The organism is Annamia dubia NIES-4383 (assembly GCF_055394725.1).
Window position 1 is genome coordinate 34,054 of sequence record NZ_AP025630.1, and the last position, 14,647, is coordinate 48,700.

14 protein-coding genes are annotated in these 14,647 nt (G+C 31.9%); 6 read left to right on the forward strand and 8 right to left on the reverse strand.

Annotated features, from left to right (window positions below):
- Window positions 1–33: 33 nt before the first annotated feature.
- The 5 genes from Anndu_RS00130 (at window position 34) to Anndu_RS00150 (ending at window position 5,264) form a co-directional block, all read left to right on the forward strand.
- The gene (locus tag Anndu_RS00130; RefSeq protein ID WP_464104141.1) at window positions 34–810 is read left to right on the forward strand and encodes a peptidylprolyl isomerase; all 777 of its coding nucleotides are present in this window, start codon (window positions 34–36) and stop codon (window positions 808–810) included.
- 110 nt (window positions 811–920) lie between these two features.
- Entirely contained in the window at window positions 921–1,619 is a 699-nt protein-coding gene (locus tag Anndu_RS00135) for a MotA/TolQ/ExbB proton channel family protein (RefSeq protein ID WP_464102424.1), read from the forward strand.
- Between the two features lie 70 nt (window positions 1,620–1,689).
- Entirely contained in the window at window positions 1,690–2,376 is a 687-nt protein-coding gene (locus Anndu_RS00140) for an ExbD/TolR family protein (RefSeq protein ID WP_464102425.1), read from the forward strand.
- 74 nt (window positions 2,377–2,450) lie between these two features.
- Window positions 2,451–3,962, forward strand: a complete 1,512-nt coding sequence (locus tag Anndu_RS00145) for a BCD family MFS transporter (protein WP_464102426.1) — start codon at window positions 2,451–2,453, stop codon at window positions 3,960–3,962.
- Window positions 3,963–4,169: 207 nt separating this feature from the next.
- Window positions 4,170–5,264 carry a pentapeptide repeat-containing protein gene (locus tag Anndu_RS00150; RefSeq protein ID WP_464102427.1) on the forward strand — a complete coding sequence of 365 codons (1,095 nt, stop codon included), beginning with the start codon at window positions 4,170–4,172 and terminating at the stop codon, window positions 5,262–5,264.
- Window positions 5,265–5,402: 138 nt separating this feature from the next.
- On the opposite strand, the gene Anndu_RS00155 is transcribed toward Anndu_RS00150, so the two are convergent.
- From Anndu_RS00155 to Anndu_RS00190, 8 genes are all read right to left on the reverse strand, one after another.
- The gene (locus Anndu_RS00155; RefSeq protein WP_464102428.1) at window positions 5,403–6,494 is read right to left on the reverse strand and encodes a M23 family metallopeptidase; all 1,092 of its coding nucleotides are present in this window, start codon (window positions 6,492–6,494) and stop codon (window positions 5,403–5,405) included.
- Between the two features lie 111 nt (window positions 6,495–6,605).
- A complete protein-coding gene (locus Anndu_RS00160; RefSeq protein ID WP_464102429.1) occupies window positions 6,606–7,667 on the reverse strand; it encodes an anthranilate phosphoribosyltransferase family protein in 1,062 nt (353 codons plus the stop codon).
- Window positions 7,668–7,794: 127 nt separating this feature from the next.
- Window positions 7,795–9,126 carry a cytochrome P450 gene (locus Anndu_RS00165; RefSeq protein WP_464102430.1) on the reverse strand — a complete coding sequence of 444 codons (1,332 nt, stop codon included), beginning with the start codon at window positions 9,124–9,126 and terminating at the stop codon, window positions 7,795–7,797.
- A 103-nt stretch (window positions 9,127–9,229) separates the two neighbouring features.
- Window positions 9,230–10,024 (reverse strand): aminotransferase class IV, encoded by a 795-nt coding sequence (locus Anndu_RS00170; protein ID WP_464102431.1) that lies wholly within the window; start codon window positions 10,022–10,024, stop codon window positions 9,230–9,232.
- Entirely contained in the window at window positions 10,021–10,887 is an 867-nt protein-coding gene (locus Anndu_RS00175; RefSeq protein ID WP_464102432.1) for a metal ABC transporter permease, read from the reverse strand. The genes Anndu_RS00170 and Anndu_RS00175 overlap by 4 nt, the downstream gene beginning before the upstream one ends.
- A 118-nt stretch (window positions 10,888–11,005) precedes the next feature.
- Complete coding sequence (locus Anndu_RS00180; protein ID WP_464102433.1) at window positions 11,006–11,713, reverse strand: ABC transporter ATP-binding protein; 708 nt, start codon at window positions 11,711–11,713, stop codon at window positions 11,006–11,008.
- A gap of 168 nt (window positions 11,714–11,881) precedes the next feature.
- On the reverse strand, window positions 11,882–12,643 hold the full coding sequence (locus Anndu_RS00185) for an ABC transporter ATP-binding protein (protein ID WP_464102434.1): 762 nt from the start codon (window positions 12,641–12,643) through the stop codon (window positions 11,882–11,884).
- A gap of 92 nt (window positions 12,644–12,735) precedes the next feature.
- Window positions 12,736–13,638, reverse strand: coding sequence for a branched-chain amino acid ABC transporter permease (locus Anndu_RS00190; RefSeq protein ID WP_464102435.1), 903 nt, complete (start codon window positions 13,636–13,638; stop codon window positions 12,736–12,738).
- A 328-nt stretch (window positions 13,639–13,966) separates the two neighbouring features.
- Here Anndu_RS00190 and Anndu_RS00195 point away from each other — a divergent pair, with 328 nt between their 5' ends.
- The gene (locus Anndu_RS00195) at window positions 13,967–14,506 is read left to right on the forward strand and encodes a rhodanese-like domain-containing protein (protein WP_464102436.1); all 540 of its coding nucleotides are present in this window, start codon (window positions 13,967–13,969) and stop codon (window positions 14,504–14,506) included.
- The last annotated feature ends 141 nt before the right edge of the window (window positions 14,507–14,647 follow it).

Genomic DNA, 14,647 nt, shown 5'->3' on the forward strand with positions numbered 1-14,647 from the left:
TTCCATTTTGATTTAAGCTCTAATCATTCTAAAATAATGAAAATAAAAACTGATTTTTGGTTAAAATCTCTAGTTATTTTTTGCTTAATTAGTAGTTTTACCTTAGTTGGTTGTGAGGTTGAGCAAGGTAACAAAACTACTAATGCTCAAACTCCCATGCCAAATCCAACACAAACAAGTACACCTATTCCTACTCAAACTCAAACTATGCAATCAAATTCCTTACCCAGACTTGAAGGTAAAGCTACGGTTGAAATGACCGTTAATGGAAGCAAAATTACCATTGAAGTGGATGGCGATAATGCCCCCATTACGGCCGGCAATTTTGTAGATTTAGTGAGCCGTAAAGTTTATGATGATTTACCTTTTCACCGTGTCGTTAACTCCCCTCAGCCTTTTGTGGTGCAGGGTGGTGATCCCCAAGGTAAAGACCCTAATTTTGGCGGAATGCTTGGGACAGGGGGGTTTATTGACCCTCAAACCAATCAACAGCGTTATATTCCTTTAGAAATTAAGTTAGAAGGTCAAGATGAACCCACCTACGGACAAGCTTTAGGCAATCAAGGGCGTAATGCGGTGGATGTGGTTTTACCTCATCGCCGAGGTGCGGTGGCCATGGCTCGTTCTCAAATGCCTAACTCAGCATCCTCTCAATTTTATTTTGCTTTAAGTCAATTAGATTTCCTTGATGGGGATTATGCTGTATTTGGCTATGTTACCGAGGGGATGAACGTGGTTGATCAAATTCAACAGGGCGATCGCATTACTTCGGCGACAGTGGTTCAAGGTTTAGAAAATCTGAAAAAATAATCTGATCTGTCTGACCCCCTAAGCCCTTGTTCTAAGGGGCGAGGGGGAACTATTTAAACATAATTTATTAATATCAAAATTAATCTAAAACAGAGGAGGTTTAATCTTAGGTGACACTTGCAGAATTTATTAGTAAAGTGGGGTTAACTTTTTATCCCCTAGTATTTTTATCTATTTTAGCCGTTGGTACAATCATTGAGAGGGTTTGGTTTTGGTCGCAAATTATTTTTACAGAACAACAAATTTTAACTCGGATCATGGACTCGGCCTTACAGGACTGGAATTTTGCTAAAGAAACGGCCAGAAAATACCGTCAACACCCTTTAGGACGCTTTTTATATACTCCCTTAAGATTAACGGATCCTACTCCTGATGTGTTTCATTTGGCGATCGAGTCTGTGGCCGATGATGAATTGGCTTTAATGAAAAGGGGTGATAAAATTTTAGAAGCGGTGATCGCCCTATCTCCTTTGTTAGGCTTATTGGGAACGGTTTTAGGGTTAATTCGCAGTTTGAGAAATTTACGCATTAGCGATCTGGGAACAGATGCGGCCGCCGGTGTTTCCACAGGTATTGGAGAGGCTTTATTTTCAACTGCTTTTGGTTTAATTGTAGCCATTGCAACTTTAGCTTTTTATCGTTTATTTCAAGGTTTATGGTCAAATCAAGTGCGCATTTTTCGCAAAGCGGGAAGTGAATTAGAAGTGATTTATCGTCAACATTGGACTGAAATGGATGAAGAAGATGAACCTTTAACTGCTACGATCGAATCCCCTGAAGTGGCTAATTATCAAGAAGAAGACGAATAATAATTAATAATAGATAATTGACAATGGACAATTAAAATTTTTTCTTATTTTAAATAATTAACAAATAACCATGAATAATCATCAGAAAAAAAGAAATTCAGGAAAAAAATATTTTCCTGTTGCCCCCCTCAAATTATGGAATGATCATTCCCAAAGTGAGGAAGTTAGTATTAATGTTGTGCCTTTAATTGATGTAGTTTTTTGTATTTTAACCTTTTTTATGTTAGGAGCAGTTAGTTTATCTCGTCAACAGGCCATTAATCTTGATTTACCAAAAGCCCAAACTGCTACTTCTCAAATGCAAAAAATGTTAGTAGTTAGTTTAGATGAAATGGGCAATATTTATTTAGAAAAAGAACCAACTAATGAAACTCGTTTAAATCAAGCAATTGTTCAATATTATCAACAAAACCCTTCTGGTTTGGTTGTTTTACACGCTTCTCGTAATACCAGTTATAGTAATGTTGTTAAAATTTTAGACATCTTAAGAACCATCGGCGGCGATCGAATTGCTTTAGCAACTTTACCCGGTCAATCTAATAATAACAATTTAACGCCTAATAATATTAATACGTTACCTTCTGGCCTTCCTAATCAAAATAATTTAGGTTTACCTAATAATAATTTACCCGATCAAAATTACTCAATTCCTAATAATAATTTACCCCAGCCTAATTCTAATCAAACGATAGATAATAATAATAATAATAATTTACCCAGTGAACCTAATACTTCACCCACCCCAAATTTACCTTAAAAATAAGTAATAAGAAATAAGTTAACCAAATTAACAAAAATATGATGATTATTAATAATAATTAAAAACTGGCAATGACTATCCAAATAACTAATCAAGAATTTCCCGAAAATCAGCCATTATCTATTCCTAAAAAACTCCCTAAAGTCCAATTATTAACCATGTTTCGCCTTGGTATTTTTAATATGGGCTTAGGCTTAATGGCAGTTTTAACCTTTGCCGTACTTAACCGAATTATGATTAGTGAATTAGCAATTCCGGCCACTATAACCGCCGGAATTGTTGCCATTCCCCAATTTATTTCTCCCGTTAGAATTTGGTTTGGCCAACTCTCCGATACCAAACCAATTTTAAAGCTACATCGCAGTGGTTATGTTTGGATCGGTACATTATTATTTGGTATTTGTATCTTTTTAACAGTTCAAGGTGTGTGGGAATTAGGTTTAATTGTAAGGGAAAATGATGGTTGGTTGTGGAATAATGCAACCATTGGTTGGACAGTTTTATTAGGGATAATTTTAACAGGTTATGGAGTGGCTTTAAGTTGCAGTTCCACGCCTTTTACGGCTTTATTAGTTGATATTTCAGACGAAGATAATCGCTCAAGAATTGTATCAATTGTTTGGTCAATGTTAATGGTTGGTATTGTCATTGGAGGCATTACCGGAAGTATTTTTCTCAAAAAAGTTGAACAAACTGGCACAATTTTAGGGGCGAATATTGGCTCAATTTTGTTAACAGGAAATAAGGAATTTCCCACACCCATAGAAGTTTTAAAAACGCCCATTAATCAATTATTTTTAATTGTACCAATTATTGTTTTATTAATGGCATTAATCGCCACTTTTAAAGTAGAAAAAAAATATTCTCGCTTTTCTTCCCGTGTTACCAATATTGAAAGAGAAGATAGTATTACCCTAATTCGTGCGTTTAAAATTTTAACCGCTAGTCGTCAAACAGGTATATTTTTCGTCTTTTTGCTAGTTTTTACTATTAGTTTATTCATGCAAGAAGCCATATTAGAACCTTACGGCGGTGATATTTTTGGAATGTCAATTGGGGAAACTACCCTCTTAAATTCTTTTTGGGGCATTGGTATTTTAATCGGTTATAGTATTACCGGATTTTTAATTATTCCCCGTTTAGGACAAAAATTGACTACGAAAATCGGTTGTATTTTAGTATCAATTTGTTTTATTTTAATTATTATTTCTGGTTTTACTCAACAAGTAATCATTTTAAAAACTACTTTATTAATCTTTGGCATGGCCACGGGCGTGGGAACGATCGGCGGAGTTAGTTTAATGTTAGACTTAACGGCCGCCGAAACCGCCGGAACTTTTATCGGAGCGTGGGGTTTAGCACAGGCGATCGCGCGAGCCTTAGCTACCTTTTTGGGGGGAATAGTTTTAGATCTAGGAAAAATGTTATTTTCTAGCCCCGTATTGGCTTATAGCGTAGTGTTTCTGCTTCAAAGTTTAGGAATGTTATTAGCTGTAATTATTTTAAATCAAGTTAATGTTCAAGAATTTCAGGAAAACACGAAAAAAGCCATTTCTATTATGATGGAAGGAGAGTTAGATTAAAACTAAATTATCTTTATTCAAAGGAATTTTTGCCAAAATTGATAATAAACTAAACTAGCTTTATACGGCGAAAATACTTCGACATTTTCCTTCAACCACTGATTATTTTTGTGGTAAGTTAGGTATTGATTAAATGTTTAAATTTAATCAATTAACCTTCTAAGTACCTTAGATTTGATTTATTACTAAAAATTATAATAACAACCCATGATACAAATAGCATCCTCTTTCCTTGATTTAATTACAATTCATAATCGTTTTCCCGACTGTTTAGACTTAGACTTAGACACGGCGATCACCGAGTCATCAACTAGCCCTGAGCCTCAATTTGATTTAGCATTAAAATTAAATTGTCATCAACAATGGGAAAATATTTTGGGGGGGAGGATTAAATTTGCCATTAAAGGTGGTAGACTTCAACTAATTTTAAATAACTGTTTAATTGAATCAGAATCAAGATTAAAAAATGGGGTTTTAGAATTTGCTCAACCATTTTCTCCGTCAGTTGCTTCAATTTTAGTTAACACAGAAGAAATCACCACCACAAGCCATCAAGAGATTTTGAATTGGTCATTTACCTGCCCATTTCCCCAATTAACTTTAACAGGAATTTTTGAAAAAATTGAGCTAGGAAAAGTTAAAATTACCAGCGATCAAGCCGAAATTATTGGTCATTTTTGGGTATCTCCTCAAGATATTTATTTAACCGATGCGGAAGGTTTATGGAAACATGATCTTAGCCCCAATAAACATAGTATTTTAGATCGATTGATCGTTAAATTTTTAATCGAAAATCGTTTTCAATCTAGTTTAACCTATTTCCATTTAGGAGTCAGAATAAATCAAACTAAAGAGCAAATTTCCCTAATTGAAGAAGAAAATTTTGATCAATTACAAGAAACAATTAATAATATTATTAATGCAAAAACAGATCACTTTTTAGAATTAGCTGAAATTGCCAATTTAAACCCAAAAATTGATTTTGCAGGAGGCAATTTAACCGCCACCAATTTAAGAGGATTAGACTTAAGTGAAAGTAATTTCTTCCGTGCTAATTTTAGAGGTGCAGATCTCACAGATATTGATTTAAGTGATAGTAATTTACAAGGTTGTAGGTTAAGTGGAGCGGATCTTAGTGGTGCTTATTTAGAAAATGCAAATTTAAAATTTAGTTATTGTAGTGGTACTTCTTTTGCTTTATGTAATTTAATTGGTTCAAATTTAAGTTATGCCTATTTAGTTAATGCTAATTTAGAAAACGCCAATTTAACTAATGCTCAAACCGATGGAACTGAGTTTTAATTATTTTAATTTACACTCTAAAAACATCAGCCAAACTATTAAAAAACTCAAAAATTATTGCCCCAAAACCTAATTCAACAATTAACAATTATTAATTTTTTTGCAACAATTAATAATTGTTAATTATCAATTATGAAATTATAAATTATTTTCATTTGTAGAATTATTATTATTACTAGAAGCCACTTCCATCGAATTAACTAATGCTTCCATAGCTAATCTTAAATGATCACCAGCGTCCACCGCTACCCAACCGGAAAGAGTGCGATGTCTCCACTCAAAATGAAGATGGGGGCCAGTTGAATTGCCCGTACTTCCCACCAAACCGATCACCGTCCCCTGTTCTACCCATTGTCCCGATTGTACTAAAATCTGTGAAAGATGCCCATAGAGTGATTCTTGACTATCATTTTCATGTAAAATCGTTACGGTTAAACCATAACCTCCTAAATTTCCGGCCGTTTCTACCCTTCCTTGATAGGCCGCCAATACAGGTGTACCTGTCGGCGCACCAATGTCCGTTCCCGTGTGCATTCTCGCCGTGCCACTAATGGGGTGTATTCTCCAACCAAAAGCCGAAGTGATGGGAGCGGGAATAGACAAGGGGAATAAAAGAGAAGTATTAGTGGGAATATATTTTTTTATTACACGAGTTGCTCGGTTATAAACGGTTGTTTGACTGTTTATTTGATTGTTATTATCTGAATTTAATTGATATTTATAACTGTATTTAGAATTTTCTGAATTATTATTACTGATAGAATTAGCTTGGTTTTTTCTAACATAAGCTTGATTTTCTCTAAGATTATTAATATTATTACTATTATTAACTCTTAAAGTTTGGGGTTTAATTTTAGGTTTAATGGCAGTAGGATCAGAGTTAATATTATTTGAATTTTGATTGCGAGTTTCAAAGATGACTCTAGGAGAGGCTTGAACATTATAGGGAGTGGGATCAATGTAATTATGATTATTAGAATTAACTTTAGGCTGTGTTTCCGGTGCCGGAATAACCTCTACCGCATTAACAGGGGGTTGAGAAGGCACAGATACTTTAGGGGCTGAAAGTTGAGGTTGTTCGGCTGGGGCTGAATTGGGAGTAGTTTCTGAGGTAGATTCTGTGTTTTCCTGAGCTAAAACAAAACTACCACTTAACACACTCAATCCACTGATTAATAAAAATAGTCTTTTTAGTAAGAAATTTAATTTTGGATAAGTTGAATTACTCATAATTACAATAAATTTTAATATGGATACACACAGATTAATATAACATCAAAATTTAATTAAATCCTGAAGATTTGTCAATTTAAAATTTTTAGTTAATTTTTATTTGATTATTTAAACCGAGTTATGGATCGTTAATTGTTGAATTTCTTGTCTTTTTTGTTGAAGTTTTCCTTCATTAATTACCTTAGTAGCTAAAGTTAAACCTTCTTCAATGGTATCACAAATACCCAAATTAAATAGATAAAAACCCCCATTAAAAATTACAGCCTTAGTTAAAAGAGAATTTTCTCCTCTTAACACTTTTTCGGCTTCTTCTAAATAAATTTGACTTGATTCTAAACTTAAATCTTCTCCTTGCAAATTATAATCTTTTGCTTTAATTTTTAAATATTTAATTTCTTGATTATCGTCTGTTTGATTAACTAAAATAATGTTAGTTTTATTTAAACTTAAATCGGGGCTACCTTCTAAGCCTTTAATTAAAGTAAAATTATTAAATTGTCTTTCTTTAAAAGCGTCTATAATTATTTTTTCAGTAGCGTTATGAACATATCCACTAATTAATTTAGTTTCACCTAAATAGGGTTGCCAGATTAATTCTATAGTTGCAAAAGGAGGTCTTTTTCCGATTTCATCACGATAGGGCATTAAATTTTGAGCATAAAGAAATTGAGTTCTAGTATAAAGAAAACCAAGATAAGTTTGCTCAAAAATTTGTTGAATTTTTGTTAAAGAAAGATGGCTAAAATCTATGTTTAAACCCTTAAAAATTTCGATTAAAGGTAATCCATATTTGGTCGGCACATGATCACCACCGTGTAAAATAACGGGTATGTTAAGGGATGCTAACATTAAAGCGATTAACGGGTTAATGGGGGCGGTGCGACTACGACCATCATAAGGGATGCCTAAAACCGTCACAGGGCGGTTAAAATGGGGGCTAGGATGTAATTTTGAGCCTAATTGGTCATAGGCATCTAACATTCCTGCCAATTCTTCTCCTGTGGGGCGTTTGATCCGATGGGCGATCATAAAAGCTCCGATCTGGGCGGGGGTGGCTTCTTGGGTTAAGATCATTTTAGTAGCGATCGCCGCTTCAAGGCGAGTCAAATTTTTGCTAGTTTGTTGCCCACTACCAATTTTTTTTAATAATTCTCGAAATTGATGACTCATAATTTTAGAAACTTAATAATTAATATGTTTTTTTATTTTAATTAATAAATAAGAGAAATTTTTTTATTTTTGACTTTTTTTGATCTTTAAATAATTGTTAATTATTAATTGTAAAAAGTAACTCATTTTATTCAGAAAAAACTGAAAATTTAACCTTTAACCCATCTCTGGGGCGAGGGCTAGGAATAACCACACTTTCTAAGTCTTGATCAGGCAATAATTCCCATTGATAATTAGCTAAAAATATGGCTAAAATTCGCATTTCTAAACGTGCAAATTCTTTGCCTAAACATTCCCTCATCCCACCGCCAAACGGGATATAACCAAAATTTTGTTGACGATCTTCTGCCCTATCAATTGAAAAGCGATCGGGATCAAAACATTCATAATTTTGATAAATATTTTCATCTTGATGGGTTTTAACAATTTGATATTGGATCATCCAACCTTTAGGAATTTGATAACCTTGATATTCAAAAGTTTCAATTACTTCCCTAAAACCGCCCCCCACAGGAGGAATAAACCTTAAAACTTCCTTTAAAACTTGATCTAAATAAGTTAATAATTTTAAGTTTTCTAATGTTAAAGGAGGGTTAATTCCTAACTCTTTAATTTCCGATCTAACTTTGTTCATAATATCAGGATATTGTGCCATTAATAAACAAAAAGAAACTAAAGAAGAAGTTAAAGTTTCATGGCCGGCAAATAATAATAATAAAATTTGATCTTTTAATTCATCTAAAGATAAAGAATTTCCCTCCTCATCTTTAGCATTTAATAATAAACTTAAAGCATCTTGATCTTGACTATTTTCTTGATGATTATTTTGTCTTTTTTTAATAATTTTTTCAATTTCAGCTAATAGTTGATGACGACATTTTAGGGATTTTCCAAATCTGGTAAAAGGTAAATTAATTGGAATAGAAAATAAACCCTTTACCCATTCTTCAAATAACTCAACTAGCCTTGTATTTTCACTGCTATCTTTACCCACAAAAATTAAACTAGCAATTTCAAAAGTATAATTTCTCAATTCATTATACCATGTTAATTCTTGTTGTTTTTCCCATTTTTTTATATACTTTTGAGTAATAGTTTCAATGGTGGGAATATAACTGGTTAATGCTCTAGGTTGAAAGGCTTGATATAATAATTTACGTCTGGAAGTATGAAAATTTCCCTCTTGAATGGCCAAGGAATTTTTACCTAATAATATTTGGGTACTTTTAGGCCAGGTAGCTTTAACATATTTATTCTCATTTTTAAATAAAATTTGATTGGCTTCTGCTCCGATCATTACGGCAGTTTCACGATTAAAAAGACGAGTTTTAAAAACATTTCCATACTGTTTAATTCGTTTATTTTGAAATTGGGGATCACTGAAAAATTCAAGAGTTTCACCAATCACAGGAAGACCTAAATTTCCGGGAGGTAAGGGTAATTGGGTTAGATTGTTCATGGTTATTTGATTTTAGTTAAAATTAGAATTTTCATAATATTATACATCAGAAATGTTGAAAATGCTATCAACACATATTTTATTTTTTGTCAATAGTTAACTTCTAAAAACAGTAAAAAAGCAATTGATTTAAAGCAGAATGATTAATCTTAAATTCCCTAATGTTATCATTAATTAAAACCTGTTTAATTGGCATAATTTGCACTACGGAATTACTATAAAAAAGTGTTTCTAATTGAGTAATTAATTCAGGAGTAAAAGCACTAATTTTAACTTTAATACCATGATTTTTTAAAGTAGTTAAAAGATAATTTCTCATGATACCGGGTAAAATACCCGTTAGAGGGGGAGTATGCCAAAAACCTTCTCCATAGCCCCATAAATTGCCTGTAGCCGTTTCTAACCAATGATTTTGATTGTTTTGAAGTATTGCCTCTTTTGCCCCCATTTTGAGGGCTTTTTGCTGGGATAACCATGCCCCTAAATAATTTCCGGTTTTATCAAGGGGTAAACTTCTTTGCAAAAATAAATCATTACTTAACCAAGCTATTACCCCATTTTGTTGATTTTCTGTTAAATTTTCGGGTAATTTTCGCCCTAGAATTAACTCCCTACCGTCAGGAAAAATAGTTATTCTTAAAACGGGATATTGTTGTTTTAAAATTGTTGCTCCCTGTTTAATTTTAAGCCAGTCTGGCATAACCCAGTTAAATTTATTAATACTATGATTTAATCGCTCTAAATGGCTATCCCAAAGGGTTAAAGGATGATCAAGATTGTATTGATAGACTCTTAAAGTAGTAAAAACAGTTGCACCATAAAGAAAACCAGAATCATTAAGAGAAAGTTTAATTTCTTCTCCTATAATTAATTCTCCATTATACCAATATTGATTCATTTCTTAATTATTAAAATTAAATTATTAACATTTTTTATTAATAAACCATGTTTGGGAGCAAAAACCATTGCTAATACAAATAAAATTGTTTGAAAAACTACGATACAACCTCCGGTTGAAGCATCAAGATAATAACTAATATATGTGCCAAAAATGCTCGATAAAACCCCAGAAATTACCGCAATTAATGTCATTATATTAAAGCGATCACTTAATAAATAACCTGTTGCGCCCGGAGTAACTAACATAGAAATAACTAAAATTATGCCAACAGTTTGTTGAGCGGCCACAATAGTTAAAGCAATTAATGATAATAAGATATAATATAAAACTGTGGTATTAATCCCAATAGATTTAGCATGATTAGAGTCAAAACAAAATAATAATAAATCTTTTCTAAATAAAGTAATTACAATTAAAGTTATGCCACCAATAATTAAAGTTTGAATTATATCTTGTTGAGAAATTCCTAACACATTCCCAAATAAAATGTGCATTAAATCAATATTAGTAGGAATTTTAGAAATTAAGACTAAACCAAAGGCAAAAAAACCACTAAAAACCACACCAATAACCGTATCTTCTTTAATTCTTGTTTTATCTTTTATAAAACCAATTGTGATCACTGAACCTAAGCCAAAGATAAACGCACCAATGGCTAAGGGTATTTTTAAAACATAAGCTAAAATGACTCCGGGTAAGACAGCATGAGAAATTGCATCACCCATTAAAGCCCATCCTTTTAACGTCATATAACAGGATAAAACTGAACAAATTATGCCCACTAAACCACTAATAATAATGGCTTTTACCATGAAAGAATATTGTAATGGTTCGATTAACCAATGCCACAAATTTATCATAATTTTTTAATAGATGAATATAAATTGTTTTATATTAGACATCTCCATAATACTATCAAAAGTCAATTATAATCTAATTAATTATTAGAGCTTATTTTATTTTTTTACCTAAGTCTCTTTAAGCAATTCCTAAATAAGCATCTTTAACTTTTTCGTCATTTAATAACTGTTTGGCTTCCCCTTTTAAGGCAATAATTCCTGCTTCTAAAACATAAGCTTGATGGGCAGTTTCTAATGCTAAATGGGCATTTTGTTCAACTAATAAAATAGTCATTCCAGACTCATTTAATTGACGAATAATTTTAAAAATTTCCTGTACAATTTGGGGGGCTAAACCTAAACTGGGTTCATCTAATAATAATAATTGAGGGCGACTCATTAATGCCCGCGCGATCGCTAACATTTGTTGTTCACCTCCGCTTAAAGTTCCGGCAATTTGATCTCGTCTTTCTGCTAATCTTGGAAATAGATTAAATTGTATTTCTAAATCAGCTTTAATACCCTTATGATCTGTTCTGGTATAAGCCCCTAATTCAAGATTAGTTAAAACTGTCTGTTTTGTCAAGATTCTTCTACCTTCTGGGCTTTGGGCAATACCCATTTTAAGCACCTGATCGGGGCGATATTTACTAATATCTTGATTTTGATAAATAAGCTTACCTTGAGATGGTTTTAAAAGGCGAGAAATAGTCTTAAGAGTGGTACTTTTACCCGCACCATTCGCCCCAATTAATGTTACTATTTCCCCTTGTTTAACCTCTAAATTGATATTTTTTAAGGCCGAAATTTTGCCGTAATTGACAGATAAATTAATTAATTCTAACATGATTATTTTGTGTTTTTGATGTAAAATAAATTAACTGATTAGACCAAAACCCTAAAGGGTTAGGCTATATAAACAAAGTCTGCCTACGCAGACTAAAATATTAGCCTGTGCAGACAGGCTTTGTTTTTGTAGCATAAGGCTTTAGCCTTAATGAAATCATTTAACATTTTAGTCTCCTAAATAGGCTTCAATGACGGCGGGATCATTTCTGACTTTTTCCGGTTCACCTAAAGCAATTAATTGACCAAAATCTAACACCGCAATGCGATCACATAAGCCCATTACTAAAGGAATATGATGTTCAATTAATAACACAGTTAAGTTAAATTGATCCCGAATATTTTTAATTAATTCACTTAATAAATGTTTCTCATTAGGGTTCATTCCGGCGGCCGGTTCATCTAATAATAATAATTGGGGTTTTAAAGCTAAAGCCCTTGCAATTTCTAAACGTCTTTGATCCCCATAAGCTAAATTATTTGCCCGTTGTTTAGCTACATCTTTTAAACCTACTAATTCTAATAAAAATTGAGCATTTTTAATTATTGTTTGATTATTTTTTCGGGCTTCAGGTAAAGCAAAAATTTCGGAAAAAAAGTTATTTTTTTGATGGATATGATGGGCAATAATAACATTTTCTAAAACCGATAAATTACCAAATAAACGTAAATTTTGAAAAGTTCTAGCTATCCCTTTTTTTGCAATTTGAAAAGGTGGTAAAGAGGTAATATTTTCTTGTTTAAAAATTAAATTACCTTGGCTGGGATTAATTAAACCCGTAATAATATTAAACATAGTAGTTTTTCCTGCACCATTAGGGCCTATTAAACCGAAAATTTCCCCTTGATTAACTTCAAAAAAAACGGAATTTACCGCCACTAAACCGCCAAATTTTTGGGTAATATTTTCTACTTGTAAAATTTGATTCATTTTGATTATTAATTAAATATAAGATTTTAAATCAATAGATAATTTTTTAAATTTTAATTCAAGTTTATTTCCCCTTTCCTGTGGGAGAAGGGCTAGAGTTTTTGCTCTTTTATTTTAAACATTATCATTACTTTTTTCAGTAATTTAGGTGTAATAATACCTTGAGGATAAAAAATTGTTCCTAAGACAATTAAAATCCCAAAAATAATAAATCTCGTATCACCCACCCCCCTTAATATTTCCGGTAAAGCTGTTAAAATAAAAGCACCGATTACTGTACCAAAAACTGTTCTTGATCCTCCAATTAACACAAAGGCTAAATAACTAATACTAGCATCAAAAGTACCTTGACGAGCATTCCATGTATTCAAAAAATGGGCGCTAATTACTCCCACAATTCCTGCTAAAATTGCCCCTAAAGTAAAGGCTAAAACTTTATAATAAGTAGTATTAATTCCCATAGAATTAGCGGCTAATTCATCTTCCCTAATGGCAATTAAAGCTTGACCTGTTTTAATTTTTTCTAATCTTAAAACGAAGATAATTGTTAATATTAATAAGGGGAAAGCTATCGCTAAATAAGTTAATTGATTAGTAAAAGGTTGGGGGATGCCAAAAATTCCTACCGCCCCCCCCGTAATCTCTAAATTTAAGGCTAAAACCCTTAATATTTCTACTAATGCTATAGTGGCGATCGCCAGATAAATTCCCTTTAATCTTAACACTGGAATCCCTAAAAAAATGGCTAAAATTCCCGTAATGAAACCCGCAATTATTACTTCTAAAAAAAGATAAAATAAAGGAAAATTATTACCTTCAATTTTGAAAAAATTTGTTGATAAAATAGCCCCAATATAACCACCTAAAGCATAAAATCCGGGAGTTGCTAAAGATAATTGCCCCGCCATTAAAGGCAAATAAACGGAAATTCCTAACATTGCTCCCAAAATACTAGAAACAATTAACGATCCATAAGTATTAATAAAATCAGTCATTTTCCCCCTTTGCTGTATTCCTTGTGTCAAGATAACTTTCACCCTTTGCCAAAAATTTTACCCTAAAATCTTGCCATTTTGATCTAATTAAGTTACAATTATCTTTAAAGAAATAAATTATATTATTTTTTTCTTTTACTTACTTATCACTTTATAGTTATAAAAAAATATGTATTTTTATGACAAAAAGTGCAAATGTAGCTATTTAAAGTTTAATTAATTTATTTTTTAACTAAGATTAATTAGCTTAAAAATCAAACAAAAATTAACTTACCATTATTCAATTATTAAAATATTAATTAACCCTTATTAAGGAGACTTTTTTATCATGAATAACATTCAACAAAACACAATTAAAACCATTGATCATCACACTTTAAAAGAATTATGGATTCAAGATCAAGTAATTTTAATTGATGTGAGAGAAGCTGTTGAATATAAAGGAGAACATATAGAAGGAGCAATCTTAAATTCTTTATCAAAATTCACTCCAGATTTAATTCCTAATAATAGTGAAAAGCCTGTTATTTTATATTGTCAAAGTAGTAATAGATCAGCCCAAGCCGCGCAAAAACTATTAAATTTAGGCAGTGAAAATGTCACCCATTTAGAAGGAGGTTTAAACCTCTGGAAACAAGCAGGTTATCCCACTAAAATTAATAAAAAAGCACCGATTAGTATTATGCGTCAAGTCCAAATTATTGCTGGGTCTTTAGTGCTTTTAGGTATTATCTTAAACTTTGTATTTAATAACCCTTATTTCTTAATTTTAAGTGGTTTTGTGGGAGCAGGATTAACTTTTGCAGGAGTAACAGGTATTTGTGCAATGGCAAATCTATTAATGAAATTACCTTATAATAAAGTTTAGATTTAATGCAATAAAATTAAGTTTGTAGTTGAGCTTTAGCTTCTACTACGAACTTTTAAAAAAATTTTTTTAACATTTTAAAAATAGATTTACTTGCACATTATTTTTACGAGAAAAGAGGAAAATTTTACTTTGAAAGAC